Source organism: Streptomyces sp. NPDC093600 (assembly GCF_044764755.1).
In the GTDB taxonomy this organism is placed as follows: Bacteria; Actinomycetota; Actinomycetes; order Streptomycetales; family Streptomycetaceae; genus Streptomyces.
In genome coordinates, this window is sequence record NZ_JBIWIU010000004.1 from 47,644 (window position 1) to 74,229 (window position 26,586).

Here is a 26,586-nt window from a genome sequence, read left to right on the forward strand (position 1 = left end):
GGCCCGGTACACGATCTGTGTACCGGGCCCCGCGGCGTTCTCGTGCCCGCCCTCGGAGGGTCTCGGGCCGTCAGGTCTCGGACAGGTCGTCAGGGTCTCGCGTTCGTCAGGCTCTCAGGGCGTCAGCGGAGGGCGGGGGTCGTCGGCCCGCCGGGCGTCGCCCCCAGGGGCGTCCTCGCGGACGACCTCACCCTGGACCACCTTGCCGTCCGGGCGGTGCATACGGGCCTGCTGAAAGGCGTCCTGGAGGCTTCCGGTGGGGGCGGCGGCCATCCGGCGCTCCACGGCCTTCTCGGCGTACCGTCCGAGCAGCGAGCGGACCGGCGGGACGAGCAGCAGCAGACCGGCCACGTCGGAGACGAGCCCCGGCAGCATCAGCAGCAGACCGCCCAGCATCAGGAAGCCGTTGCGGTCCTGCGCGCCGACCCGGTCGGCGGCCGTGGGGGGCTGACCGGTGCGGGCCGCCGCCTGGGCCCGCTCGAAGGTCTCGGTGAGGTTTTTGAAGGCACGCCGGCCCGCCCGCTTGATCACCACGGCGCCGAGGACGGCGCCGCCGACCAGCAGGCCGAGGACGGTCAGTCCGCCGGCCGCTCCGGCCACCATCGTGAGCAGCCAGATCTCCAGGACCAGCCACAGGGCGAGGGCCAGTGGGAGGAACGTGCGCGCGCGGGAGCGCTTGGGGGCGAGAGGGGGCGGTGCGCCTGTCGTCATGGTCCCCAGTGTGCCTGGCGCCCCGCAGGAACGTCGTAAAGGACGGATCAGCTCGCGGACTTGCGGCCGAGCAGCTTGCCGACCTTGTGCGCGCGGGCCGTCAGGCCCCAGCCGGTGACGCGCCACAGCGCCTCGATGAGAATGTCCTTGCTCATCTTGGAGTCGCCGACCTCGCGCTCCACGAAGGTGATGGGCACCTCGACGACATGGAATCCGGCGGCGACGGCACGGCGGGCCAGGTCGACCTGGAAGCAGTAGCCGGCCGAGGCGACGTCGTCGAGGCCCAGGCCCTCCAGGGTCTCCTTGCGGAAGGCGCGGTAGCCGCCGGTGACGTCCCGGATGGGGACGTCGAGCAGGACGCGGGAGTAGAGGCTGCCGCCCCGGGAGATGAACTCGCGGGACTTGGGCCAGTTCACGATCCGGCCGCCGGGCACCCAGCGGGAGCCGAGCACCAGGTCGGCCCCCTTGAGCGCGGTCAGCAGCCGGGGCAGCTCCTCGGGCTGGTGGGAGCCGTCGGCGTCCATCTCGACGAGGACGCCGTAGCCGTTCTCGACGCCCCAGCGGAAACCGGCGAGGTAGGCGGCGCCGAGGCCCTCCTTGCCCTTGCGGTGCAGGACATGGACGTGGTCGTCCTCCGCGGCGAGCTCGTCCGCGAACTTGCCCGTGCCGTCGGGGCTGTTGTCGTCGGCCACGAGGACGTGCGCCTCCGGTACGGCTTCCCGTACCCGCGAGACGATCGGCTTGATGTTCTCCGCCTCGTTGTAGGTCGGAATGATCACCAAGGCTCTGCCGAGCGGGCCGTAACGCCTCTGGCCACCGTCGTTCACTGCTGCCCCTTCGGATACATACGTAAGCTCCCACCATAGCGAGCCCCGGTCAGGGGTCTGCGGCGACCGGACTCGTCGGGGCGGGGACGTCACGCAACGCCACCACGGAAGCGCGCTGCGGATCGGGGCCCGGTGTCCTTCGGGCCGACCTGGGGCCCGCTGGGTGCGGGTCGACCGAGAGCCGTTGTCTACTGAACGTCCGGGCCCCACCCGGATCCCACCCTCCGCCGGAAAAAACCTTCCCTCGCCCCCGAGGCGCGGGCGCTGAACCTGGCTCGCGGTGCTGGTGAACCAGGTGCGGCACACCATCCCCTGACCCAGCGGCGTTCGACGACTGCGTGGAGGTTCGAAACCCGTCGGATGTCCTGTGGTGGACTCGCCGAACCTACCGGCCGGTGGCGGTTGGCTGTCAATACTCCTTTGACCTGCGGTAATGACCTATACCGCCAGGTCAGCGGGGACGATCCGCAGGTCGTGGAGGAGCGGAAGGATCATCGATCGGTGGTACGGAATGTCCCTGCGTCACTCGTTCGGCCGCTCGAAGACCGTGTGCCCCAGGACCACCGTCCGCAGGCAGACGGGGAGCTCGCCGCCGGGGGTCAGATCGGGCAGTCCGGGCGTGCCGGAGCGCGGGTCGGTCGACCAGCGGGCCACCCGGTCGTCGGGGGCCTGGACCACGAGTTCGCCGGTGCGCCAGACCGCGTAGTCGGCCGGAGCGCCGGGCACGAGGGTGCCGGCGTCGTCGCGGCCGACGGCCCGCCAGCCGCCCCGGGTGTGGGCGGTGAAGGCGGCACGGACGGAGATCCGGTGCTCGGGCGTGCGGTGGAAGGCGGCGGCCCGGACGGTGCCCCAGGGGTCCAGCGGGGTGACCGGGCTGTCCGAGCCGAAGGCCAGCGGCACCCCGGAACGGAGCAGGGCCGCGTACGGGTTGAGGGTGCGGGCCCGTTCGGCGCCGAGGCGTTCGGCGTACATGCCCCGCTCGCCGCCCCAGGCCGCGTCGAAGGCGGGCTGCACCGAGGCGGTGAGGCCGAGTTCGGCGAAGGCGGCGATCGTCTCGGGCGTGAGCATCTCGGCGTGCTCGACGCGGTGCCGGGCCGCGCGGATCCGGCCGAGGCCGAGCTTCTCGGACGCGGCCCGTACGCCGTCGACGACGGCGGTCAGGGCGGCGTCGCCGATGGCGTGGAAGCCGGCCTGGAGCCCGGCCTCGGTACACGCGACGACATGGGCGGCGATCGTGGCGGCGTCCAGGTGGGCGACCCCGGTGCGGGCGTCGGCCAGGTCGGCGTAGGGGTCGTGGAGGCAGGCGGTGTGGGAGCCGAGGGAGCCGTCGGCGAACAGGTCGCCGGCCGCGCCGACGGCGCCGATGGCGCGGGCCCGCTCGATGTCGAGATCGGCCCAGTAGCCGACGACGCGCGGACCCGGCTCCGCACGGGCGAGGTCGAGCAGTCCGGTGAAGTCGTCCTCGGAGGAGATCTCGGGGCCGCCGCACTCGTGGAGGGTGCCGATGCCGAGGGAGGCGGCGCGGGCGCGGGCGGCGCGCTGGGCCTCGGTGCGCTGCCCGGAGGAGACGGCGGCGTAGGCGGCGGCACGGACGGCGTGGTGCGCGTCGCCGGTCAGCGGTTCGTCCGCGCGGAAGCCGGTGAGGGCGCGGACGCCGGGCACGAGGTCGAGCAGCGCGGTGGTGACGACGGCCGAGTGGACGTCGATACGGGTGAGGTAGAGGGGGCGGCCGCCGGCGAGTTCGTCCAGCTCCTCGCGGCGCGGCGCACGGCGCTCGGGCCAGCGGGCGGCGTCCCAGCCGTGGCCGATGAGGATCCGGTCGTGGGGGCGGGCCGCGGCGTGGGCGCGGATCATCTCCGCCGCCTCGGCGAGCGAGGCGGCGGCGGAGAGGTCGAGGCCGGTCAGCGCGAGACCGGTGGCGGTGGTGTGCACATGGGCGTCGACGAACGCGGGGGTGACCAGGGCGCCTTCGAGGTCGATCACCTCGTCGACGCCGGAGGCGAAGGCGTCGGCCGCGCCCTCCGAGCCCACCCAGGCGACGTGCCCGCGCTCGACCACCATGGCGGTGGCGAAGGGGTCGGCGGGGCTGTGCACTTCTCCACCGCGCAGCAGCACGGTGCGGTGTTCTGTCTTCGACAGGCTCTCGTCCATGGTGACCAGGTTAGATACGTGGCGGCCTGGCCTCGTACGGGGTGGACAGGACGACCGTCGTGCGGCTGGAGACGCCGGCCTGGGAGCGGATGCGGGTGAGCAGGTGCTCCAGCTCCAGGGGGGTGGCGACGCGCACCTTGAGGATGTAGTTCTCCTCGCCCGCGACGCTGTGGCAGGCCTCGATCTCGGGGATGTCGGCGAGCCGGTCGGGGGTGTCGTCGGGGGCGCTGGGGTCGAAGGGTTTCACCGAGATGAAAGCGGTCAGCGGCAGACCGACGGCCTCCGGGTCGACGACGGCGGCATAGCCGCGGATGACCCCGCGCTGCTCCAGGCGGCGGACGCGCTGATGTACGGCCGAGGTGGACAGGCCCGTGGCCTTGCCCAGGTCGGTGTAGCTCATCCGCCCGTCCCCGACGAGCAACTCCACGATCTGACGATCCAGCTCCTCCATGCGGTCAACCTATTGCCCCGGGAGGTCATCGGCACAGTCGGCCGCCGCCGGTATGCGTGGCTATGGCCGTCCGCGCGGCACCTGCGCCGGGCATGTGACGAACGCCACAGGTTTGCGGAGCGGCTTGGGTCGTGCCTCACGATTATGCGGTGGGCCGTATGGGAATTGCTTCTTGTGGTCGAGGCCACACGCACTTGGTCGACCCACCCGAGGGGGAGATTCTCCATGCAGGAGCCTGTTGATTCGGTCGAGACGCCCGACGAGCTCGACGCGTACGACACCTTTGAGATGTACCGGGTCATCTGCCCGGACTGTGTGCAGCCGATCGCGCTGCTCGCGGACGAGGACGAGCTGCCGGAGCACGCGCTCTGCCCGACTCCGTGGAACCCGTTCGTCCTGACGGTCTGCCCCGGCACCGGTCGCGCCGCGTCCGAGGCGCGCCCCGCCGACGAGACCCTGGAGGTCCTGGAGCAGGACACCGCGCTGCTGCTGACGCTCCCTCAGGGGCTCGACTGGCGGACGCAGCCCTTCTCGCACGTCGGCGGTCCGGGCTCGCGTCCGATCAAGGTGCCGCAGATGCGGCGCGCGGCCTGAGACCGCGCCAGAAGAGTTGACGGCACGTCAGGCGTTCCCGCGAGGCCGGAGCCGGGCACGGTCGGCCTCGTCCGGGAAAACCGGGTAACTCCCGAACTGCCGCTCGAATCGGTCCGGCGGTGACCCCCGCCGGGCGCGTCGCGTTGGGCCGGACATGACGTCCACGTACACCGCCCCGAGCACCTACGGAAGACGGCGGCTCGCCGAGCCCCGCCTTGAAGAATCGGTTCCGCGCGCGGCTCCGCACGTGGTTACCCACCCGGTTCCTCACCTCACCGACCCGCCGATCTACCAGGCGCTGCTCCGCCAGTGGGCCAGCCACGGCCGGACCCTGCCGGGCCGCAACGACCAGGAGTGGAACCGGCTGGCCGCCGCACCGGTCTGGGCCGACCGCACGGTGCGTATGAGCGGTGTCAGCGGGACTCTGGTCCGACAAGGTGACGGGCGATGACCATCCGCTGGATCTGATTGGTCCCCTCGACGATCTGCAGCATCTTCGCCTCCCGCATGTAGCGCTCCACCGGGAAGTCCGCGGTGTAGCCGTAGCCGCCGAGGACCTGGACCGCGTCCGTGGTGATCGCCATCGCCGCGTCCGTGCAGAACAGCTTCGCCATCGCGGCCTGCCGTCCGAACGGCCGGCCCTCGTCGCGCAGCCGGGCCGCCTCCAGATACAGCGCCCGGCCCGCCTCGATCCGGGTCGCCATGTCGGCGAGCAGGAACCGCAGCCCCTGGAAGTCGGCGATCGGCCGGCCGAACTGCCGCCGCTCCCGGGCGTACGCGACGGCCTCGTCGAGCGCGGCCTGGGCGAGCCCCACCGCACAGGCCGCGATCCCGAGCCGGCCGGAGTCCAGGGCGGACAGCGCGATGGCGAACCCCTGCCCCTCCTCGCCGATCCGGCGCGCGTCGGGGATCCGCACCCCGTCGAAGTGCAGCTGGGCGGTGGGCGAGCCCTTCATGCCCATCTTCCGCTCGGGCGCCGCGGCGCTCAGCCCCTCGGCGTCCCCGGGCACGAGGAACGCCGTGATGCCCTTGGGCCCCTCGCCTCCGGTGCGGGCCATGACCGTGCAGAAGTCGGCGATCCCGCCATGGGTGATCCACGCCTTGGTGCCGGTCAGCACCCACGCGTCGCCGTCCCGGACCGCCTTCGTCCGCAGCGAGGCCGCGTCGGATCCGGAGGCCGGTTCCGAGAGGCAGTAGGCGCCGAGGAGGCCGCCGCCGAGCATGGCGGGCAGATGGGCGGCGCGCTGCTCCTTCGTACCGAATCCGGCGAGGGCGTGGCAGGACAGGGTGTGGACGCTGACGCCGAGGCCGACGGTGAGCCGGGCGGCGGCGAGTTCTTCGAGGACCTGGAGGTAGACGGCGTAGGGCTGGGCGCCGCCGCCGTACTCGGAGTCGTAGGGAAGGCCGAGCAGGCCGGAGGCCGAGAGCAGCGAGAAGAGCTCGCGGGGGAAGTGGCCCGCGTCCTCCTCCTCGGCGGCGTGGGGCGCGATCTCCCGCTCGGCGATGTCACGGACAAGGGCGAGCAGATCCTCGGCCTCCTCCGTGAGCAGCCTGCGGTCCACCGTCTGCGGGGCGCGGTCGGGCATGGCGGCGCACTCCTCCCTGTCGGGGGCGGCGGCGCGGGCCGGGGGTAGGGCGACGCACCGCCGTCGGTCGGTCTGCGCCGATGCTCCCCCGGGCGGATCACGCGAGGGGGCGCCCGGCGCCCGTGGCGGAGGGAGTATGCCCATTCGGCGGGTCCCGGTCACCCCGCGGCTTCCCGTGGCCGTCGGCCCCCTCAGGCGCCGTCGCCGGCCCGGGCCGCCGGGCATGAGGAGGCCGTCACATCAGCCCGACCTGCGTGACGAACATGGCGAGCACGACGACCAGGGTCCAGCCCAGGAGGTGCTCGAGCAGCTGGGGTCCGTTGTCCTCGGGGCCGCCGGTACGGGCGCGGGCGCGGGCGGCGGAGTGGGTGGTGGCGGTCATGGCCACCACGGTGCCAGCCACGGCGGCCCCGGGGTAGAGACGTTCCTCACGCCCCCCGGGACCGCGGGCGCCGGTCACCGGATGCCGACCGCCGCCAATGCCTTGCGCTGCGCGGGTGTGGGGCGGTCGGGGAAGTAGAGGTAACAGACCCCTCCTGTGCCGGAGACCACTTTGCCGCTGGCGTTGTAGCGCTTGGTGCGGAGCCAGATGTTCTCCCATTCGCGCCGCTTGTAGACGCGGCGCACGGCCTCGTTGCTCGGCGAGGCCGGGTCGTTGGCGATCACGTCGCCGTTCGCGGTGAAGCCGATGACGGTCATGAGGTGGCCGGCGGTGCCGTAGCCGGCTCCGGTCAGTTCCTCCTTGCGGAAGGACTGCGAGGTGATGGCCGGGATGCCCGCTCTGATCAGGGTCTCCAGATCGGTGAGCGAGCGCAGCCGGGTGACCACGGCGTTCATGTCCGGGTAGGTGGCGGCGTAGGCGGCGTTGAAGGGCCAGTTGCCGCACCCCTCGTACTGGTGGTCGAAGGTGAACCGGGCCGCGTGGCAGACCTGGGGGTCGGCGAAGGCCGGGTTCACCCAGGCGAGGTCCTCGGCGCTCGGGCGGCGCCCCCAGTACTCGATGATCATCTGCGAGGAGGTCGGGCTGCACCATGCCTCGCCGCCGTTGTCGTACTCCGGGTACTGGCCGACGTGGGTGTTCTGCGAGTAGCGCGGGACGGCCAGTTCGCGGGCGAGCCCGGGCACGGAGGCGGGGACGGTGAACCGGTCCGGGATGTCGGACGCCATCGCGCCGAGCCGCCACACCGTCGGGGTGGCGGTGGTGCCAGGGGTCCGGTGGAGCGTCAGCCTGAGCTGGTAGGAGGCCAGGCGCAGTCCGCTCGCGGCGTCGTCGACGGCGAAGGTGTCGGTCCAGACGGTGCTGCGGCCGTCGCTCTGGTCGTCGACCGAGGTGCGCCGGATGTCGCCGTCCCCGTCGCCGGAGGCCCAGCGGCCCATCACGAACCAGGGGGTGGCCGTGGCGTCGTCGTACGTGCCGCGCAGCTCGATCTGGATCCAGGTGCCGGGCGGGGTGTCGGCGTTCCAGGAGGTGATGACCTCGGTGGCGGGGACGGTGGAGATGTGAACCGGTGAGGTCCAGCTCGCGTACTCCCAGGCGGAGGTCGTGCCGGTGTGCGGGTCGGTGTAGTCGGTGCGCCCGGCGGGGGTCGCGATCACCAGGCCGGGGCGGTGGCCCGCGACGGCGCGGGTGCCCGCGGCGCTGCCGGAGCGCCAGTCGGTGTACGAGGTCCAGAAACGGTTGTCCACGAGGGCGGACGCGGGGACGTGGGCCGTGTCCGGGGTGTCGCGGACCAGGGCGGTCGCCGGTGCCGCGGAGGCCGCGGCCGTACCGGCGGCGGCCGCGAGGGCGGCGGCGAGGACGGTTCTGCGCGGGGTGGAGCTGGTCATGGGCGGTGACCCCCAGTCGAGAACGGTGGTGGCGAACGGACGGGGCCGCGGGTGCGCGGCCGGGTGGTGCCGTGCGGGGTGGAACGCGGGGACCACTATCGCGGCTCGCGAAGCGCCTCTGCCAGCGATTCGCCCCGCGTCGGCCGACCAATATTGGTCGAGACCGGTGACGGGAGCAGGCGCTTGACCTGCGGACACGACGCAGGCGTCGCGCACCGGGCGAGGCTTTCCGGTCACGATCTAGGCTGACGGCATGCACTCCCTCGACCTCGCCGCCTCCGCGCTGCGCCGCCTGCCCCCGTCCTGTGGGCCGGTGCGGCTGATCGCGGTCGACGGGCACGCGGGTTCCGGCAAGTCGACCTTCGCCGGCCGGCTGGCCGCGCGGCTGGCGGCGCCGGTCCTGCGCCTGGACGACCTCGCCACGCACGAGGAGCTCTTCGCCTGGACGGAACGGATGCGGGACCAGGTGATCGAGCCGCTCTCGCGGGGCGAGGCCGCGGTGTATCACCCGTACGACTGGAATCTGCGGGCCTTCGGTCCGCCGCGCGCACTGCCCCCGGCGCCGGTCGTCCTCATCGAGGGTGTCGGGGCGGGCAGGCGCGCGTTGCGGCCGTATCTCGCCGCGCTGCTGTGGATGGACCGCGGGGCGCAGGAGTCCTGGTCGCGAGGGAGGCACCGGGACGGACCGGCCCTGTCGGCCTTCTGGGACGGCTGGACGGTGGCGGAGACTCGCCATTTCGAGGAGGACCCTTCGCGGCCCTTCGCCGACACCTTGGTACGGGAGTGTCAGGAGGGCTACGAATGGCTTCCTGGGCCTTCAGTGACAGCAGGCCCGAACCAGATCATCACGTACCGTGACGGCGCTCGGCCGGTGAACTGAGTAACCGGAAACCGGCTTCCGCAAGTGCCTCAACTCGGCTTGACCCAAGGGGCGTACAGGTCTTACGTTCTCAATGTGCGGCTTTTCGGAGCCGCCGCGGACACGAAGCCCCCGGTTGTTCCCCCGTGATCGGGGGCTTCGTTCTGCCCTGATCATCCCGTTCTCCGGCCAGCCGTCAAGGCCCTGTGCTCACCCAGGGTCACCGCCGCCGGATCATGCGCTTCTCCTACGTCGTGTCCCCTCTGCGCAGGTACGATGCCCCTCGGTGCGGTCAAATCCCGTCCGCGAGAAGGCGGTTGTGTACGGCTTCCGGCGGGCGTCCGCCCGCCGGGACGGCAACGGGGGCACGTGTTGTGGGGGACCCGATGGACATCGGCACTCAGGGCGGACAGGCCCCGGCCGAGCTCGCCTGGCTGCGGGGAGTCGACGCCTACACGATGGGCGCCTATCCGCAGGCGGAGGAAGAGTTCCGGACGGCGGTACGCATCGATCCCGGGATGGCGGACGGCTGGCTCGGGCTGCACGCGCTGCGGGTGGACACCACGACGGCGCTGCTGCGGATGTACCGCAACCGCGACCGGTTCGGCGAACAGCGGGCCCGCCACCGCCGCACCCTGAACTCCTGGTACTGGCTCGGCTGGTGGGTGCAGCCCGTCCTGGAGACCCCGCGGGACCTGCTCCTGGCCCACGCCTCGCACTGGCTGGACGGGCGCCATGTGCCCGAGCTGGACCGGGCGCTCGCGGGCCTTCCCCCCGTCGACACCGATCCCCAGGTGCGCTTCCTGCACGCCTGCCGGTCGTATCTGGTCAAGGACTGGGACCAGTTGGTCCGGCACACCGAGACGCTGGTGGACGATCCGCTGCTCGGGATCGAAGCGGGGCTCTTCGGCGGGATGGCCCGGGTCCGTCTGGAGATGTACAGCCAGGCCGAACCGCTGCTCTCGGCGGCCCTGATGCGCTGCCGCAGCGAGCAGCCGCAGCGCAAGGAGCTGCGCTACTGGCTGGCCAGGGCGCACGAGGGAACCGGTCGCAGCGCCGCCGCGCTGCCGCTCTACCGGGCCGTGCACCGCATCGATCCGGCGTTCATGGACACGGCCGCCCGCCTGGCGGCGATCACCGAGTACGACGGTTTCGAGGGCGCGGAGGACCCCGCCGGGCTGGCCTCGGTGACCCTCGGCGGCCTCGGCCAGGACGCGGTCGGCGGTACCCAGGGCGATCCCGAGAGCCCGGTGGCCGACGGGGTGCGGCTGGACACGGAGCCCCCGCCGCCCACCGCTTCCGCGGCTCCCACAGCTCCCGCCGGACCGCCCGAGCCGCCCGACGTCGTACGGCAGAAGGCGTCGCTCCCGCCCCAGCCGACGCCCCCGCGCTTCCCGGCCAGCCCGACCGACCCGGCCCTGCTCGCCGAGGCGCTCGCCGAGCTGGAGCGCATGGTCGGGATGGAGCCGGTGAAGCGGCAGGTCAAGGCGTTGTCCGCGCAGCTGGAGATGGCGCGGCTGCGGGCCGGGCAGGGTCTGCCCGTACAGCCGCCGAAACGTCACTTTGTCTTCTCCGGTCCCTCGGGCACCGGGAAGACCACCGTCGCCCGGATTCTGGGCCGGGTCTTCTACGCCCTCGGCCTGCTCGGCGGCGATCATCTCGTGGAGGCCCAGCGGGCGGATCTCGTCGGGGAGTTCCTCGGACAGACCGCGGTCAAGGCGAACGAGCTGATCGACTCGGCGGTCGGCGGGGTCCTCTTCGTCGACGAGGCGTACTCGCTCTCCAACACGGGCTACAGCAAGGGCGACGCGTACGGCGACGAGGCCCTGCAGGTGCTGCTGAAGCGGGCGGAGGACAACCGGGACCACCTGGTCGTGATCCTGGCCGGCTACCCCGAGGGCATGGACCGGCTGCTGGCCACCAACCCCGGGCTCTCCTCCCGCTTCACGACCCGCGTGGACTTCCCCTCGTACCGCCCCCGGGAACTCACCGCGATCGGCGAGGTCCTGGCGGCGGCGAACGGGGACGCCTGGGACGAGGAGGCGCTGGACGAGCTGCGCTCGATCAGCGGCCATGTCGTCGACCAGGGCTGGATCGACGAGCTGGGCAACGGCCGCTTCCTGCGGACCCTGTACGAGAAGTCCTGCGCCTACCGCGACCTCCGCCTCTCCGGCTACCCCGGCACCCCGACCCGCGAGGACCTGGCCACGCTCAGGCTCGCGGACCTGATGCAGGCGTACGGCGAGGTCCTCTCGGGCCGCGGCCCCTCGGCCCGGGGCTCCCAGGAGCCACCGGGCCTCTGACCCGGCCGGGGGCCGGCCGGCACCCCGGACCCCCGCCCCGGACCGCCGGCTTGGCCGGCCGGCACCCCCGGACCCGCCCGGTCACCCCGCCACCACCCCGGACCCGCCGGGACAGCCGGCCAGCACCCCGTGTCGGCCGGCCGGCACCACCGGACCCGCCCGGTCACCCCGCCAGCACCCCCGTCGGCCGCTCCGGGCGGGGGTCCCCGACCGGCCGGGCCGCGGGTGCCCGGTACGCCAGGTCGGCGGATGCGGGCGCGGGCGCGCGGTGGGACGGGTCGCGGACCTCGCCCACCAGCTTCTCCAGGACGTCCTCCAGGGCGACCAGGCCGAGGACGCGGCCCGAGCCGTCCGCCACCTGGGCGAGGTGGGTGGCCGCGCGGCGCATCACGGTCAGGGCGTCGTCGAGCGGCAGCTCGGCGCGGAGCGTCGCCATGGGGCGCCAGATGTGCTGCGGCACCGCCCGCTCGCGCTCCTCCAGGTCCAGGACGTCCTTGACGTGCACGAACCCCAGGTACGTCCCGCTCCCCTCGGCGCACACCGGGAACCGCGAGTAGCCGGTGCGGACGGTCAGCTCCTCGATCTCGCGCGGGGTGACGTCCGGGGTGACGGTCACCAGCGCCGCCGGGCCCATGAGCACGTCCGTCACCGGGCGGCTGCCCAGTTCGAGGGCGTCCTCCAGGCGCTCCTGCTCGGCCGGGTCGAGCAGTCCGGCCTGCCCCGCGTCCTCCACCAGGCGTCCGAGCTGGACGCGGGTGAAGACGGCCTCGACCTCGTCCTTGGGCTCCACCTCGAAGGCGCGCAGGATCAGCCGGGAGCAGGCGCCCAGCGCGGTGGTCACCGGCCGGCAGATCCGGGCGAAGCCGACCAGGGCGGGGCCGAGCCAGAGCGCCGTCCGCTCGGGCGCCGCCATCGCGAGGTTCTTGGGCACCATCTCGCCGATGACGAGATGCAGGAAGACGACCGCGGCGAGCGCCACGACGTACCCGAGCGGATGGATCAGGCCCTCCGGCACCCGTACGGCGTGGAAGACCGGTTCGAGGAGTCGGGCCACCGTCGGCTCGGCGACCGCGCCGAGCGTCAACGAGCAGACGGTGATGCCGAACTGTGCCGCCGCCATCATCTGCGGCAGGTTCTCCAGGCCGTACAGCACCTGGCGGGCCCGGGCGCCGCCGAGCGGCTCGATCTGGCTGCGGCGTACCGAGACGAGCGCGAACTCGGCGCCGACGAAGAAGCCGTTGGCCACCACGAGAAGGACGGCGAACAGCAGCGGGAGCAGGCTCATCGGACCGCCTCCGGCACCAGGGGCAGCGCGGCCGTGCGCACGATCCGAACGCGCGCGGCGCGATAGCGGTCCACCTGCCGTACGGAGAGCCGCCAGCCGGGCAGTTCGGCCCGGTCCCCGGGCGCCGGGATGCGGCCCAGGAGGTCGGCGACGAGCCCGGCGACCGTCTCGTACGGGCCGTCGGGCACGTCGACTCCTATCCGGTGCAGGGTGTGCACCCGGCAGGATCCGTCGGCGTCCCAGGCGGGGCTGCCGTCCTCGGCGGTGACGGCGGCCAGCTCGGGCCGCTCGTCGGCGGCGGTGTCGTGCTCGTCGCGGACCTCGCCGACGAGTTCCTCCACGATGTCCTCCAGGGTGACGACCCCGGCCGTGCCGCCGTACTCGTCGACGACGACGGCGATCGGCTGCTCGCGGCGCAGCCGCTCCAGGAGCGCCTGGGCCGGCAGCGTCTCGGGGACGAGCAGCGGCGGGACGACGATCCGGCCGACGGGGGTGCGCGGCCGCACGTGCGGGGGCACGGCGAGCGCATCCTTGAGATGGACCATGCCGACGATCTCGTCGATGCGTTCGCGGTACACCGGGAAACGGGAAAGGCCCGTCGCCCGGGTGAGGTTGAGGACGTCGGCCGCGGTGGCGTCGGTCTGCAGGGCGCTCACCTTCACCCGAGGGGTCATGACGTGCTGTGCGGTGAGCCCGCCCAGTGTCAGGGTGCGGACGAACAGATCGGCCGTGTCCTGTTCCAGCGCGCCCGCCCGGGCCGAATGCCGGGCCAGGGCGACCAGCTCACCGGGGGTGCGGACGGAGTCCAGCTCCTCGGTGGGCTCCACGCCCAGGAGCCGGACCAGCCGGTTGGCGACCCGGTTGAGCAGGGCGATCACCGGCCGGAAGAGGGACGAGAAGAGGTGCTGCGGGCCGGCGACGAACCGGGCCACCTGGAGCGGCCGGGAGACCGCCCAGTTCTTGGGCACGAGTTCGCCTACCACCATCTGGACGGCGGAGGCGAGCAGCATCCCGATCACGACCGCCACCCCGGAAACGATGCCCTCGGGCAGTCCGGTCCAGGTCAGCGGCGGGCCGAGGAGCCGGGCGAGCGCGGGCTCGGCGAGCATGCCGACGACGAGCGAGGTGAGGGTGATGCCGAGCTGGGTGCCGGAGAGCTGGAAGGACAGCTCGCGCAGCGCCTTGACGACTCTGCGGGCGCGTCGGTCGCCGTCGGCCGCGGCGCGTTCGGCGTCGGCGCGTTCCACGGTGACGAGGCCGAACTCGGCCGCCACGAAGAAGCCGTTGGCGAGGATCAGGAGAAAGGCCGCGGTGAGCAGCAGGAGGGGGATGATCATGCCGCCGCCTCCGTGGAGGGGGCGGCGCGGGTACTACCGGACGATCCGTCCATTGCCGGAGGGAGTCACTCCTCGGGTCGCAGGGTGGGGCCCCGCGGGCCGCGGTCGCGGCCCCGCACATGCGAGGCGGTGGTGCCGCTCGGCACCACCGCCTCCAGAGTAATCACGCCGACCGGGCCCGGGGCAGGGGGTCGGCCCCGTATGGGCGACCCTCGGATGTGGTGGGCGGGCGTACGTTCGGGTCAGCCGGCCTCAGGACCGGTGCCGCGCGCCTCGGCGAGGGCGCGCAGGGCGCGGGCGTCGCGGATGGCCTGCTGCTTGGCGATTCCGGGCTGGATGCCGAGCGCGGGCATGCTGGTGCCGTCGCTCAGGTCGAGGAAGACCCAGGGGTCGCCCGGCCGCAGGTTGACCCGCAGGATCTCGGCCCATGCCAGTCGGCGTGTCCGGGTGATGTTGACGACGGTGACGCCGTCGTCGTCGGCGACGACCTTGGGGCGGCTGAGCAGCGCGAGGACGCCGAGGAAGAGGGCCGCGGTGAAGACGAAGCTGGCCCGTTCTCCCGGGCCGAGGTTCTCCAGCATCAGCGCGACGGCCGTGATGACGCCGAACATCACCGTCCCCACGGTCAGCAGGACCGCGCGGGTGCGGCCCGGCCGGAAGGTGACCGGGAGGGTGGGCGTCGGTGACTCGGCCATCGTGGTTCCTTCGTGCCTCATGCCTCGTGCCTCATGCCTCGTGCCTCGCCTCGGCCGTCGTCGTCAGAGACGGCAGGCGTGGATGGCCGTCGTCAGGATGGCGCGGGCACCCAGTTCGTACAGGTCGTCCATGATCCGCTGCGCCTCCTTGGCCGGGACCATGGCCCGGACCGCGACCCAGCCCTCGTTGTGCAGGGGGGAGATCGTCGGCGACTCCAGGCCCGGGGTGAGCGCGACCGCCTGCTCCAGGTGCTCGGCGCGGCAGTCGTAGTCCATCATCACGTACGAGCGGGCGACGAGGACACCCTGGAGGCGGCGGAGGAACTGCTGCACCTGGGGGTGGTCGGCCTCGGCGCCGTTGCGCCGGATGACGACGGCCTCGGACTTGAGGATGGGCTCGCCGACGACTTCCAGGCCGGCGTTGCGCAGGCTGGTGCCGGTCTCGACGACGTCCGCGATGATCTGGGCGACGCCCAGCTGGATCGCGGTCTCGACCGCACCGTCCAGGTGGACGACGGAGGCGTCGATGCCCTGGTCGGCGAGGTGCTTGGCGACGATTCCCTCGTACGAGGTCGCGATGGTCATGCCGCCGAAGTCCTCGGGGCCGTTCGCGGTGCCGGGGCGGGTGGCGTAGCGGAACGTCGAGCGGCCGAAGTTCAGCGGGAGGATCTCCTCCGCGTTGGCTCCGGAGTCCAGCAGCAGGTCCCGGCCGGTGATGCCGATGTCCAGCTTGCCGGAGGCGACGTAGATCGCGATGTCCTTCGGCCGCAGGTAGAAGAACTCGACCTCGTTGTCGGGGTCGATGACGACGAGTTCCTTGGACTCCTTGCGCTGGCGGTAGCCGGCCTCATGGAGCATCTCCGACGCAGGTCCGGAGAGGGAACCCTTGTTGGGGACGGCGATGCGCAGCATGGGGTGGGCTTCCTTTGCGTGGGAGTGTCAGGGGTGAGCGGGCCGGGCTCAGAGGTGGGCGTAGACGTCGTCGAGCGAGATCCCGCGGGCGACCATCATCACCTGGACGTGGTACAGCAGCTGCGAGATCTCCTCGGCGGCGGCTTCCTTGCCCTCGTACTCGGCGGCCATCCAGACCTCGGCGGCCTCTTCGACGACCTTCTTGCCGATGGCATGGACTCCCTTGTCCACCAGTTCCGCGGTGCGGGAGGTGGCCGGGTCGCCGTTCTCGGCCTTGAGCTTGAGCTCGGCGAAGAGCTCTTCGAAGGTTTTGTTCGCCATGATGTCCTAAGAGTACGGGGTAAGGGTCACGTACTTAGCGCCAGGGTTCGCTGACCGTGCGCAGTGTGGTCGCGGTGGCGACGGCGGCGGTGACCGCCTCGTGGCCCTTGTCCTCGCTGGATCCTTCGAGGCCGGCCCGGTCGAGGGCCTGCTCCTCGTTGTCGACGGTCAGGACGCCGAATCCGACGGGTACGCCGGTGTCGATCGAGACCTGGGTGAGGCCGTGGGTGACGCCCTGGCACACGTACTCGAAGTGCGGCGTTCCGCCGCGGATGACGACGCCGAGGGCGACGATGGCATCGTAGCCGCGACCGGCGAGTACCTTCGCCACCACCGGCAGCTCGAAGCTGCCGGGGACGCGCAGCAGCGTCGGCTCGTCGATGCCGAGCTCGTGCAGGGCGCGCAGGGCGCCGTCGACGAGTCCGTCCATGATCTTCTCGTGCCACTGCGCCGCGACGACCGCGACCCTGAGGTCGCCGCAGTTCTTCACGCTGAGGACGGGTGCGCCCTTGCCGCTCATGTCTCTCCTTGTTCGCCTTGCTCGCCTTGCTGTACGAGGTGACTTACTGGTTGCCGCAGGTGGAGGCGGGGGCGCCGTCCAGCCAGGGCAGGTCGTGCCCCATCCGGTCCCGCTTGGTGCGCAGGTAGTGGAGGTTGTGCTCGCCCGCCTGGACCGGCATGGGCTCGCGGCCCTCGACCCGCAGGCCGTACCGGGTGAGGGCGGCGGTCTTCTCGGGGTTGTTGGTCATCAGCCGCAGGCTGCGGACGCCGAGGTCGACGAGGATCTGCGCCCCGGCGGCGTAGTCGCGGGCGTCGGCCGGCAGGCCGAGCTCCAGGTTGGCGTCGAGGGTGTCCCGGCCGCGTTCCTGGAGTTCGTACGCGCGCAGCTTGGAGAGCAGGCCGATGCCGCGGCCCTCGTGTCCGCGCAGATAGACCACGACGCCGCGGCCGTCCTCGGTGATCCGGTCCATGGAGGCCTGCAGCTGGGGGCCGCAGTCGCAGCGCAGCGAGTGGAAGATGTCGCCGGTCAGGCACTCGGAGTGGACCCGGACCAGGACGTCCTCGCCGTCGCCGATCTCGCCGTGGACGAGGGCGACGTGCTCGACGCCGTCGACGATGGAGCGGTAGCCGTACGCGGTGAACTCGCCGTGCGCGGTGGGCAGCTGGACCTCGGCCTCGCGGCGGACCGTCGGCTCGGCGGAGCGGCGGTAGGCGACGAGGTCCTCGATCGAGATGATCGTGAGGCCGTGCTTGCGGGCGAACGGGACGAGCTCGGGCAGCCGCAGCATCACGCCGTCCTCGCCGGCGATCTCGACGATCGCGCCGGCCGGCCGCAGGCCCGCGAGGCGGGCGAGGTCGACGGCGGCCTCGGTGTGGCCGTTGCGGACGAGGACGCCGCCGGCCCTGGCGCGCAGCGGGAAGATGTGGCCGGGGCGGACGAAGTCGGACGGCTCGTACGTGCCGCTCGCCAGCATCTGGAGGGTGGTGGCGCGGTCGGCGGCGGAGATGCCGGTGGTCACGCCGTGGGCGGGGGCCGCGTCGACGGAGACGGTGAAGGCCGTGCGCATCGACTCGGTGTTGTGCTCGACCATCTGCGGGAGCTGGAGGCGCTGGAGCTCCTCGTCCTCCATGGGGGCGCAGATCAGGCCGCGGCACTCGGTCATCATGAAGGCGACGATCTCGGGGGTGGCCTTCTCGGCGGCGATGACGAGGTCGCCCTCGTTCTCGCGGTCCTCGTCGTCGACGACGACGACGGGCCGGCCGGCGGCGATGTCGCGGATGGCCTGCTCGACGGGGTCGAGGGAGAGGTCGGCGGCGTCCCACAGGTGCAGCGAGCTCATGTGAGGGCTCCTTCCAGAGCGGGAGCCTTACGCGTCCGGAGCCACCAGTCGCGCATGCCCCAGATGACGAGGGCGAAGTAGATGACGTAGACCAGGCCGGAGAAGGCGAGGCCGCTGGAGAAGGCGAGGGGTACGCCGACCAGGTCGACGAGGAGCCAGGCGAACCAGAACTCGACCAGGCCGCGGGCCTGGGCGACCATCGCCACGAGCGTGCCGACGAAGATGTACGCGTCGGCCCACGGGCTCCAGGAGAGCGACGGGTAGAGGGTGAACAGGCCGCCGACCGCGAGGGTGCCGAGGACGGCGCCGGTGAGAAGGAGGCCGCGCTCCTTCCAGCTGGCGAAGCGGACGGCGATGGAGCCGTCCTGGGCCTGCCGCCGGCCGCGGTTCCACTGCCACCAGCCCCAGGCGGCGACGGCGGTGACCAGGAGCTGCTTGCCGACACCGCCGCTGAGGTGGGCGGAGGCGTAGGCGCCGACGAGGACGACGCCGGAGAGCAGCTGCGCGGGCCAGGTGAGGATGGAGCGGCGCCAGCCGAGCGCGAGGGCGATCAGGCCGATCGTGTTGCCGATCATGTCGGACCACATGATGTGCTGACCGAAGGCGCTGAAGGCCTCGGAGTTGAGCCAGCTCACTTCGCGTTCTCCTCGGCTTCCGCGCCGAGCAGTCGCTCGACGTACTTGGCGATGACGTCGACCTCGAGGTTGACCGGGTCGCCGGGGCGCTTGACGCCGAGCGTGGTCAGGGCGAGGGTCGTCGGGATGAGGCTGACGGTGAACCAGTCGGCGGCGGCCTCCACGACGGTGAGGCTGACGCCGTCGACCGTGATCGAGCCCTTCTCGACGACGTACCGGGAGAGGTGGGCCGGCAGGGCGACCTTGACGATCTCCCAGTGCTCGGACGGCGTGCGGTCCAGGACCGTGCCGGTGCCGTCGACGTGGCCCTGGACGATGTGTCCGCCGAGGCGGTCACCGACGGCCATGGGCCGCTCCAGGTTGACCCGGGAGCCGACGTCGAGCGCGCCGAGCGAGGAGCGCTTGAGCGTCTCGGCCATCACGTCGGCGGTGAACTCGCCGTCGCCGGACTCGACGACCGTGAGGCAGACACCGTTGACGGCGATGGAGTCGCCGTGCTTGGCGCCTTCCGTGACCAGGGGGCCGCGCAGACGGAAGCGGGAGGCGTCCGCCAGCTTCTCGACGGCGGTGACCTCACCCAGTTCTTCGACGATTCCGGTGAACACGCTCAGGCTCCCTTGAGGGTGGCAGTGATACGAAGGTCGGGGCCGACGGGGACGGTCTCGCTGACATCGAGCCGCAACGCGTCGGTGATGGTGGTGATTCCGGCGTCGGCGAGGGCGTTCGGTCCCGCGCCGAGGAGGACCGGGGCGAGATAGCCGACGACCTGGTCGACGGCGCCCGCGCGGACGAAGGCGCCGGCCAGCGTCGGCCCGCCTTCGAGGAGGACGGAGCGGACGCCCTGCTGGTGGAGGGCCGCGAGGAGTTCGGGGATGTCGAGGCCGCCGCCGGGTGCGCGGGAGAGCCGCCAGGTCTCGGGGAAGTGCATGGTCTCCTCCGGGAGCACGTCCTCGGCCACGGCGATCACGGTGCGGGCGGCGTCGTCGAGGACCCGGGCGCCCGGCTTGACGGCGCTCGCCTCGGTGTCGACGACGACCCGCAGGGGCTGGACGGCCCCTTCGAAGCCCCGTACCGCCAGATGGGGGTCGTCGGCGCGGGCGGTGCCGGAACCGACCACGACGGCGTCGGCCTCGGCGCGCAGCCGGTGGACGTCGGCCCGGGACTCGGCGGAGGTGATCCAGCGGGAGCTGCCGTCGGCGGCGGCGATCCGGCCGTCGAGGGTGGCGGCGTACTTCCACCGTACGAAGGGCCGGCCGAGGCGTACGGAGGTGAGCCAGGCGATGTTGCCCGCCTCCGCCTCGTCGGCCAGGAGGCCCCGGGAGACCTCCACGCCGGCTGCTCGCAGCGTGTCCGCACCGCCTGTGGCCTGCGGGTTCGGGTCACCGACCGCGTAGACGACCCGGCTGATCCCGGCCTCGACGAGGGCCTGGGCGCAGGGGCCGGTGCGACCGGTGTGGTTGCAGGGTTCGAGGGTGACATAGGCGGTGCCGCCGCGGGCGAGGACGCCGGCCGCGCGCAGGGCGTGGATCTCGGCGTGCGGTCCGCCGGCGCGCTGGTGGAAGCCCTCGCCGACCTGGTGTCCCGAGGCGTCGAGGATGACGCAGCCGACGACCGGGTTGGGGCTGGTGGAGCCGAGACCTCGGGCGGCGAGCGCGACCGCTCGGCGCATGGCGGTGATGTCGGCCTGCGGGGCCACCGGGTCCTCCTGCCTCTTCGGGCACGGACTCCGGGGCTGTCGATGACGACAGAGAGCGGGTACGACGCTTCGCAAAGGGACGCCGAGGCCGGATACACCGGTGGCCGTCGGGCGCCGGAGGTCCGGCGGCGGCGACCAGCGGAATACGGCCGGCGCGCCCGTGAAGGGTCGCCCGCCGCGCACTGCCTCCCATCCGGACTTTCACCGTCGGTCCAGGAATCTCACCTGGTCAACCGGCCGCTGGCTGCGGACGGGTCGCGGACTATACCGCCGGTTCGGAATTACACCGACCCCGGAGTGCGCTGCTGCTGATACAGGGCCAGTGTGCCACGGACGCTCATGGGCCATGCGGGTGAGGCCCTGTGGGCTGGCTCACAGGGCTGTGGCGGCACCACCGAAACCCTCCAGTTGGTACAGACCTATTGACGCACTGGTCTAGTCCTCTTAATCTCCGTGTCACCTCCGAGGTACGGCTCGCCGGTGTGCGCACTCCACGGGCCCAACACGACCCACCCCTTTGTTCGTTGTGTTCTGTCCTACCTCCCAGGAGGAACCGATCGTGTTGTCCCCCACGAAGACGAGAGCCTCGCTGCTCGCGTCCGGTGCGGCCGTCGCCGGGCTGCTGATCAGCACGCTCTCCGGCGGTGTCTCGCATGCCGCCGACAACGAGAGCTGCCGGCCGGACGGTCTGTACAAGACCCCCGGCGTGGACGTCCCGTACTGCTCGGTCTACGACGCCGAGGGCCGCGAGAAGATGGGCGCGGACCACCAGCGCCGGGTCATCGGCTACTTCACCGGTTGGCGGACCGGCAAGAACGGCGAGCCCGCCTACCTCGCCCACGACATCCCCTGGGACAAGATCACCCACATCAACTACGCCTTCGGGCACGTCGGTTCGGACAACAAGCTGTCGGTGGGCACGGACGGGCCGAACAACGCGGCCACCGGGATGACCTGGCCAGGGGTCGCCGGCGCGGAGATGGACCCGGCCTTCGCCTACAAGGGCCACTTCAACCTGCTCAACAAGTTCAAGAAGCAGCACCCGGACGTCAAGACGCTGATCTCCGTCGGCGGCTGGGCGGAGACCGGCGGCTACTTCGACGACAACGGGACCCGCGTGAACTCCGGCGGCTTCTACTCGATGGCGACCAACGCCGACGGTTCGGTCAACCACGCCGGGATCGACACGTTCGCGGACTCGGCCGTCGCCTTCATCAAGAAGTACGGCTTCAACGGCGTCGACATCGACTACGAGTACCCGACGACGATGAAGGACGCGGGCAACCCGCTCGACTGGCAGCTCTCCAACGCCCGCCGCGCGGGCCTGGTCAAGGGCTACGACGCGCTGATGAAGTCGCTGCGCGAGAAGCTCGACCGGGCCGGCGCCGCCGACGGCAGGCACTACCTGCTGACCGTCGCCGCGCCTTCCTCCGGCTATCTGCTGCGCGGCATGGAGACGTACCAGATGCAGCGGTACCTGGACTACGTCAACATCATGTCCTACGACCTGCACGGCGCCTGGAACGAGTACGTCGGCCCCAACGCCTCGCTCTTCGACGACGGCAAGGACGCCGAGCTGGCCGCCGCCAACGTCTACGGCAGTTCCCAGTACGGCGGCATCGGCTACCTCAACACCGACTGGGCGTACCACTACTTCCGCGGCTCCATGCCGGCGGGCCGGATCAACATCGGCCTGCCCTACTACACCCGCGGCCACAAGAACGTGCAGGGGGGCACCGACGGACTGTGGGGCAAGGCGGCCGCGACCACCTGCCCGGCCGGCTCGGGGCTGACCAAGTGCGGTGACGGCGCGGTCGGCATCGACAACCTGTGGCACGACAAGGACACCAATGGCGCCGAGTCCCCGGCCGGCTCCAACCCCATGTGGCACGCCAAGAACCTGGAGAAGGGGATCGTCGGCGACTACGTCACCCGGTACGGATTCCCGGCGGGCACCACGCTGACCGGCACCTACGCCCGTAAGTACGACTCCACGCTGGTCGCGCCGTGGCTGTGGAACGCGCAAAAGAAGGTCTTCCTCTCCACGGAGGACGAGCAGTCGGTGGCCGCCAAGTCGGACTACGTCGTCGACCGCGGCATCGGCGGCACCATGGTCTGGGAGATGGCGGGCGACTACGACTGGAACGCCGCCAAGGGCCAGTACGAGATGGGTGACACGCTCACCTCGCTGATGTACGACAAGTTCAAGGCGGCCGCCCCCTATGGCGCGAAGAAGTCGAACGCGACGCTGCCGACGAAGGCCGTGAACGTCGGCGTCGAGTTCACCGAGTTCAAGCTGGGCGACTCCAACTACCCGATCACCCCCAAGATCAAGATCACCAACCGCACCGCGGCCACGCTGCCGGGCGGTACGGAGTTCCAGTTCGACTACGCGACGGCCGCGCCGGGCAACGCCTCCGACCAGTCCGGCTTCGGTACGAAGGTGATCAGCAGCGACCACACGGGCAGCAACGTGGGCGGGCTGAAGGGCGACTTCCACCGGGTGTCCCTGAAGCTGCCGGCCTGGCAGTCGCTGGCCCCGGGCGCGAGCGTCGACCTGGCGTTCAACTACTACCTGCCGGTCTCCACGCCGTCGAACTGGACGGTGAACATCGCAGGTACGACGTACGCGCTCGCCGGTGACCTGGCGCGGGGGACGACGGTGGTGGAGCCGGGCGGATCGACCCCGACGCCCACGCCCACCCCCACGCCCACGCCCACGCCCACCAACCCGACGCCGACACCGACGCCGACCCCGACGAACCCGGGCGGCAGCTGCACCGCGCCGGCGTACGTGGCCGGCACGGTCTACAACGGCGGCTCGCTCGTCTCCCACAAGGGCCGCACCTGGAAGGCCCAGTGGTGGACCCAGAACGAGGAGCCGGGCACGACCGGCGAGTGGGGCGTCTGGCGGGACCAGGGCGCCTGCTGACCCTCTCCGCGAAAGAACGCCCGGCGGCGGTTCACGGCCCTTGCCGCCGCCGGGTCCCCGGCCCGTCGTCACGGGTCCCGGCCTCCTCCGGCAGGCCGGGCCCGTGGCGGCGGGCCGTCTCGACGCGGCGGTCGATGTCACATTCGGAGGACGCCGTGCGTTCATACCCTCGACAGCGTGCACACACCACGAGGGGACGAAGCAGCGATGACCACGATTGTGGTGACCGGCGGTACGGGGACACTCGGCCGGCTCGTCGTCGAACGGCTGACGGCCGACGGGCACGACGTACGGGTGCTGAGCCGGCACTCCCGGCCGTACGCCGTCGATCTGCGGGCCGGCGGGCCCGGCCTCGACACCGCCCTGGACGGTGTCGACACCGTCGTCCACTGCGCCACGGCGCCACGCGGCGACGAGGACGCGGCCCGCCGGCTGATCGCCGCGGCGCGGCGGGCCGGGATCGGGCACCTGGTCTACATCTCGATCGTCGGCGTGGACCGCGTCCCGCTGGGCTACTACAGAACGAAGCTGGCCGTGGAGCGGCTCGTGGAGGAGTCCGGGCTCGGCTGGACGGTGCTGCGGACGACGCAGTTCCACGATCTGATCCTCTCGCTCGTGCGGGGAGCGGCGCGGCTGCCGGTGATGCCGGTGCCGTCGGGAATCTCCTCCCAGCCGATCGAGGCCGCCGAGGCCGCCGACCGCCTGGCCGAGCTGGCGACCGCGGCTCCGGCCGGGCGGGTCCCGGACATGGGCGGCCCGGAGGCGCTGTCGTTCGGGGAGTTCGCCGAGCTGTATCTGCGGGCCTCGGGGCGGCGGCGGCTCCGGGTGCCGCTCCCGCTTCCGGGCCGCGTGGCGCGGGCGCTGCGCGAGGGCGGCAACCTCACGCCGGAGCGGGCGGTGGGGAAGGGCACCTTCGCCGAGTTCCTCGCGAGGACGGAGCACGCGCGGCCGAGCGCCCGGTAAGCCCCGCTCCCCCGCGCCCCGCGACGTACGGGCCGGCTCGGAGCACGCCGTAAAGCCCGCTCCCCCGCGACGTACGGGCGGCCTCGGTCTCGGTCGGTCAGGCGCCGGCCGGAAAGAGGGCGTCCTGGGCGGCGTCGCGGGCGGCCAGGAGAGCACCCTGGAGGACCGCCGCGTCCCCGAGGGCGGTGGCGCGGACCTCCGTCCGCAGGGGCGACAGGGCCGTGAGCCGCTTCTCCACGCGGGCCGCCAGGGCGGCGCCGCCCGCGTGGCCGGTCTCGCCGCCGAGGACGACGCACCCCGGGTCCAGGACCGAGACGACGGCGGCGGCGCCGACGGCGAGGCGGTCCGCGAGGGCATCCAGGAAGGGGCCGTCGCCCGGGGCGAGGGCCGTACGGGGCTCCAGGCCGTGCCGGACGGCCAGTGCGTCGACGGCCGTGACGCAGACCAGCTCGTGGAAGCCGCCCGCGCAGTCGGTCGCCGAGGGCAGCCCGGAGGTGCCGGGGACCGGCAGGAAGCCGATCTCCCCCGCGCCGCCCGAGGCCCCGCGGCGCAGCCTGCCGTCCAGGACGACGGCCGCGCCGACCCCCTGGCCGAGCCAGAGCAGGACGAAGGTGTCGCGGTCCCGCACGGCGCCCAGGCGTTGCTCGGCGACGGCCGCCAGATTGGTCTCGTTCTCCACCAGCACGGTCGCGGGAAGCCGTTCCTGCAGCGCCGGGACGAGCCGCCGGTGCCAGGCCGGCAGCCCGGAGGAGTCGTGCAGTTCCCCGGTCGCCGGGTCGATGAGGCCGGGCGCGCCGATGCCGACGCTGTGCAGCGCGCCGACGCCCGCCTCCTTCGCCGTGCGTTCCAGGAGGGCGACCGCCCGCTCGACGGCGGGCTCCGTGCCCGTGCCCTCCCCGATCGGCACGGTCGCCTCGGCGAGCGTGGTGCCGAGCAGGTCGGCGACGACGACGGAGACGGACCGGGTCCGCACGTCGAGGGCGGCGAGATGGGCGCGGTCGGCGACGATCCCGTACAGCTTGGCGTTCGGGCCGCGCCGCTGCGCACCGGACTCCCCCACGACCCGGACGAGTCCGGAGCCCTGGAGCCGTTCGACGAGGTCGGCGACGGTCGGCCGGGAGAGTCCGGTCAGCGTCTTGAGCTGAGTCGCCGTCAGCGGCCCCTCGTCCTGGAGCAGTCGCAGGGCGAGCCGGTCGTTGATGGCCCGGGCGGTGCTCGGAGATGCGGGCATGCCGGGATCCTCTCAGACTTCTGGTAGCGCCCACTATTTATCAGGCAGGGTTCCTGATAGTTTACGGCGGCACCAGCAGCGGAGCGAGAGTGACAGCCGGGGAGGGCCCATGGCGGGCGAGACCGTCTTCAGTACCGAGCGCCTGCGGCGGGCCCGTTTCGCCGTCGCCGCCGTCTTCTGCGTCCACGGCGCGGTCACCGGCAGTTTCGCCACCCGCATCCCGTGGATCCAGGACCACGCGGGCGTCGGCGCCGGTCAGCTGGGCCTCGCCCTCGCCTTCCCCGCCATCGGCGCCTCGCTCGCGATGCCCGTGGCCGGCGCGATCAGCCACCGCTTCGGCGCCCGCCCCGCGCTGCGCGGACTACTCGCCCTGTGGACGCTCTCCCTGACCCTGCCCTCGCTCGCCCCGAACATCTACGGGCTGTGCGCGGCGCTCTTCGTCTTCGGCGCCACGGCCGGCATGTCCGACGTGGCGATGAACGCCCTCGGTGTCGAGGTCGAGAACCGGCTCGGCAAGTCGATCATGTCCAGTCTGCACGGCATGTGGAGCGCGGGCGCGCTCATCGGCTCGGCCGCGGGCACCGTCGCCGCCCATCTCGGCGGGGACGCCCGGCTCCACCATCTGATCGCCGCCCTCGTCCTGACCGCCCTCGGCCTCGCCCTCTGCCAGGGCGTGCCCGATCTGCGGAGCACTCCCGACCAGGAACCGCCGCCGCGCTTCTCCCTGCCTCCGAAGTCCGCGCTCGTCATCGGAGCGATCGGGTTCTGCGGGGTCTTCGCCGAGGGCGCCAGCCTGGACTGGTCGGCGGTCTATCTGAGGGACGAGCTGGGCTCGTCGGCCGGCGTCGCGGCCGCCTCGACCACCGCCTTCGCGCTGACCATGGCCGTCGCCCGGCTGGTCGGCGACCGGGTGGTGGACCGGTTCGGCGCCGTACGGACGGTACGGGTCGGCGGCGTCGCGGCCACCCTCGGCGGGCTGCTCGTGGTGTTCGCTCCGCACGCGGCCCTCGCCATGGCCGGTTTCGGTCTGATCGGCTTGGGGGTCGCGGTCGTCGTCCCGCTCGCCTTCGCTGCGGCCGGCCGCAGCGGTCCCAACCCCAGCCAGGCCATCGCGGGCGTCGCCACCATCACGTACACCTCGGGTCTGATCGCCCCTTCGGCGATCGGCGGGATCGCCGACGCGACCTCGCTGATGTTCTCCTTCGGCCTGGTCACTCTGCTGACCTTCGGCCTGGTGCTCTTCGCCGGGGTGCTCCGGCCGGGCGCCCGGGCCACGACCGCCCCGGCCGCGAGCGACAGCCCGGCGGCGAGCACGGGCAAGGTCTCGTAGACCTCTCGCCGGACGCCGGTGACCAGCGGCGGATTACCATGTGGCTGATCTTTTTCGGCTGATGTCTCGCGCGGCGAACCGGCCACCGGAACCGGAGAA

The 26,586-nt window shown here is 72.3% G+C and carries 25 protein-coding genes and 1 riboswitch; of the genes, 7 read left to right on the plus strand and 18 right to left on the minus strand.

The genetic code is table 11. From position 1 onward, the window contains the following. Positions 1-114: 114 nt before the first annotated feature. From fxsA to ACIRB4_RS12905, 4 genes are all read right to left on the minus strand, one after another. Complete coding sequence (fxsA, locus tag ACIRB4_RS12890; protein ID WP_403290555.1) at positions 115-711, minus strand: FxsA family membrane protein; 597 nt, start codon at positions 709-711, stop codon at positions 115-117. Between the two features lie 47 nt (positions 712-758). Continuing rightward, on the minus strand, positions 759-1,538 hold the full coding sequence (locus ACIRB4_RS12895) for a polyprenol monophosphomannose synthase (protein ID WP_403290557.1): 780 nt from the start codon (positions 1,536-1,538) through the stop codon (positions 759-761). Between the two features lie 522 nt (positions 1,539-2,060). Further along, positions 2,061-3,689 carry an amidohydrolase gene (locus tag ACIRB4_RS12900; protein WP_403290558.1) on the minus strand — a complete coding sequence of 543 codons (1,629 nt, stop codon included), beginning with the start codon at positions 3,687-3,689 and terminating at the stop codon, positions 2,061-2,063. A 10-nt stretch (positions 3,690-3,699) separates the two neighbouring features. Continuing rightward, on the minus strand, positions 3,700-4,140 hold the full coding sequence (locus ACIRB4_RS12905; RefSeq protein WP_403290559.1) for an Lrp/AsnC family transcriptional regulator: 441 nt from the start codon (positions 4,138-4,140) through the stop codon (positions 3,700-3,702). Between the two features lie 225 nt (positions 4,141-4,365). On the opposite strand from ACIRB4_RS12905, the gene ACIRB4_RS12910 reads away from it, so the two are divergent. Together ACIRB4_RS12910 and ACIRB4_RS12915 are read left to right on the plus strand one after the other, a co-directional pair. Then, positions 4,366-4,734, plus strand: coding sequence for a hypothetical protein (locus tag ACIRB4_RS12910; protein ID WP_403290561.1), 369 nt, complete (start codon positions 4,366-4,368; stop codon positions 4,732-4,734). A gap of 154 nt (positions 4,735-4,888) precedes the next feature. Beyond that, on the plus strand, positions 4,889-5,185 hold the full coding sequence (locus ACIRB4_RS12915) for a hypothetical protein (RefSeq protein WP_403290562.1): 297 nt from the start codon (positions 4,889-4,891) through the stop codon (positions 5,183-5,185). On the opposite strand, the gene ACIRB4_RS12920 is transcribed toward ACIRB4_RS12915, so the two are convergent. From ACIRB4_RS12920 to ACIRB4_RS12930, 3 genes are all read right to left on the minus strand, one after another. Continuing rightward, a complete protein-coding gene (locus tag ACIRB4_RS12920; protein WP_403290564.1) occupies positions 5,148-6,320 on the minus strand; it encodes an acyl-CoA dehydrogenase family protein in 1,173 nt (390 codons plus the stop codon). The two genes, ACIRB4_RS12915 and ACIRB4_RS12920, sit on opposite strands and share 38 nt — an antisense overlap. 235 nt (positions 6,321-6,555) lie before the next feature. Further along, positions 6,556-6,702, minus strand: coding sequence for an SCO1431 family membrane protein (locus tag ACIRB4_RS12925; protein WP_403290565.1), 147 nt, complete (start codon positions 6,700-6,702; stop codon positions 6,556-6,558). Positions 6,703-6,776: 74 nt separating this feature from the next. Continuing rightward, complete coding sequence (locus tag ACIRB4_RS12930; RefSeq protein ID WP_403290567.1) at positions 6,777-8,147, minus strand: peptidase C39 family protein; 1,371 nt, start codon at positions 8,145-8,147, stop codon at positions 6,777-6,779. Between the two features lie 253 nt (positions 8,148-8,400). Here ACIRB4_RS12930 and ACIRB4_RS12935 point away from each other — a divergent pair, with 253 nt between their 5' ends. Then, positions 8,401-9,027 carry a uridine kinase gene (locus ACIRB4_RS12935; RefSeq protein ID WP_403290570.1) on the plus strand — a complete coding sequence of 209 codons (627 nt, stop codon included), beginning with the start codon at positions 8,401-8,403 and terminating at the stop codon, positions 9,025-9,027. Between the two features lie 365 nt (positions 9,028-9,392). After that, positions 9,393-11,309 carry an AAA family ATPase gene (locus ACIRB4_RS12940; RefSeq protein WP_403290572.1) on the plus strand — a complete coding sequence of 639 codons (1,917 nt, stop codon included), beginning with the start codon at positions 9,393-9,395 and terminating at the stop codon, positions 11,307-11,309. A 163-nt stretch (positions 11,310-11,472) separates the two neighbouring features. Here the strand turns inward: ACIRB4_RS12940 and ACIRB4_RS12945 are convergent, their stop codons facing one another. The 10 genes from ACIRB4_RS12945 to ribD all read right to left on the minus strand — a co-directional run bounded on the left by ACIRB4_RS12945 (position 11,473) and on the right by ribD (position 20,031). Further along, the gene (locus ACIRB4_RS12945) at positions 11,473-12,594 is read right to left on the minus strand and encodes a hemolysin family protein (RefSeq protein WP_403290575.1); all 1,122 of its coding nucleotides are present in this window, start codon (positions 12,592-12,594) and stop codon (positions 11,473-11,475) included. Continuing rightward, entirely contained in the window at positions 12,591-13,931 is a 1,341-nt protein-coding gene (locus ACIRB4_RS12950; RefSeq protein ID WP_403290577.1) for a hemolysin family protein, read from the minus strand. The genes ACIRB4_RS12945 and ACIRB4_RS12950 overlap by 4 nt, the downstream gene beginning before the upstream one ends. 242 nt (positions 13,932-14,173) lie before the next feature. After that, positions 14,174-14,626: a PH domain-containing protein gene (locus ACIRB4_RS12955; protein ID WP_403290580.1), complete on the minus strand. Its 453-nt coding sequence runs from the start codon at positions 14,624-14,626 to the stop codon at positions 14,174-14,176. A 63-nt stretch (positions 14,627-14,689) separates the two neighbouring features. Further along, entirely contained in the window at positions 14,690-15,538 is an 849-nt protein-coding gene (gene hisG, locus ACIRB4_RS12960; RefSeq protein ID WP_403290582.1) for an ATP phosphoribosyltransferase, read from the minus strand. 48 nt (positions 15,539-15,586) lie between these two features. Next, positions 15,587-15,859, minus strand: coding sequence for a phosphoribosyl-ATP diphosphatase (locus ACIRB4_RS12965; RefSeq protein WP_053643769.1), 273 nt, complete (start codon positions 15,857-15,859; stop codon positions 15,587-15,589). Between the two features lie 34 nt (positions 15,860-15,893). Then, positions 15,894-16,379, minus strand: coding sequence for a 6,7-dimethyl-8-ribityllumazine synthase (gene ribH, locus ACIRB4_RS12970; RefSeq protein WP_158985358.1), 486 nt, complete (start codon positions 16,377-16,379; stop codon positions 15,894-15,896). A 43-nt stretch (positions 16,380-16,422) separates the two neighbouring features. Next, the gene (locus ACIRB4_RS12975) at positions 16,423-17,700 is read right to left on the minus strand and encodes a bifunctional 3,4-dihydroxy-2-butanone-4-phosphate synthase/GTP cyclohydrolase II (protein WP_403290584.1); all 1,278 of its coding nucleotides are present in this window, start codon (positions 17,698-17,700) and stop codon (positions 16,423-16,425) included. Continuing rightward, entirely contained in the window at positions 17,697-18,287 is a 591-nt protein-coding gene (locus ACIRB4_RS12980) for a nicotinamide riboside transporter PnuC (protein WP_403291219.1), read from the minus strand. Before ACIRB4_RS12980 ends, ACIRB4_RS12975 begins: the two co-directional genes overlap by 4 nt. A 44-nt stretch (positions 18,288-18,331) precedes the next feature. Then, on the minus strand, positions 18,332-18,940 hold the full coding sequence (locus tag ACIRB4_RS12985) for a riboflavin synthase (protein ID WP_403290586.1): 609 nt from the start codon (positions 18,938-18,940) through the stop codon (positions 18,332-18,334). Between the two features lie 2 nt (positions 18,941-18,942). After that, complete coding sequence (ribD, locus tag ACIRB4_RS12990) at positions 18,943-20,031, minus strand: bifunctional diaminohydroxyphosphoribosylaminopyrimidine deaminase/5-amino-6-(5-phosphoribosylamino)uracil reductase RibD (protein WP_403290588.1); 1,089 nt, start codon at positions 20,029-20,031, stop codon at positions 18,943-18,945. A gap of 175 nt (positions 20,032-20,206) precedes the next feature. Further along, positions 20,207-20,336: riboswitch (FMN riboswitch) on the minus strand. 254 nt (positions 20,337-20,590) lie between these two features. Here ribD and ACIRB4_RS12995 point away from each other — a divergent pair. Together ACIRB4_RS12995 and ACIRB4_RS13000 are read left to right on the plus strand one after the other, a co-directional pair. Then, entirely contained in the window at positions 20,591-22,963 is a 2,373-nt protein-coding gene (locus tag ACIRB4_RS12995; protein WP_403290591.1) for a chitinase C-terminal domain-containing protein, read from the plus strand. Positions 22,964-23,170: 207 nt separating this feature from the next. Beyond that, positions 23,171-23,926, plus strand: coding sequence for an SDR family oxidoreductase (locus ACIRB4_RS13000; protein ID WP_403290593.1), 756 nt, complete (start codon positions 23,171-23,173; stop codon positions 23,924-23,926). 97 nt (positions 23,927-24,023) lie between these two features. Here ACIRB4_RS13000 and ACIRB4_RS13005 read toward each other — a convergent pair whose 3' ends face one another. Next, the gene (locus ACIRB4_RS13005; RefSeq protein WP_403290596.1) at positions 24,024-25,157 is read right to left on the minus strand and encodes an ROK family transcriptional regulator; all 1,134 of its coding nucleotides are present in this window, start codon (positions 25,155-25,157) and stop codon (positions 24,024-24,026) included. 109 nt (positions 25,158-25,266) lie between these two features. Between ACIRB4_RS13005 and ACIRB4_RS13010 the strand changes: the two genes are divergently transcribed. Beyond that, complete coding sequence (locus ACIRB4_RS13010; RefSeq protein ID WP_403290599.1) at positions 25,267-26,487, plus strand: MFS transporter; 1,221 nt, start codon at positions 25,267-25,269, stop codon at positions 26,485-26,487. Positions 26,488-26,586: the final 99 nt, after the last annotated feature.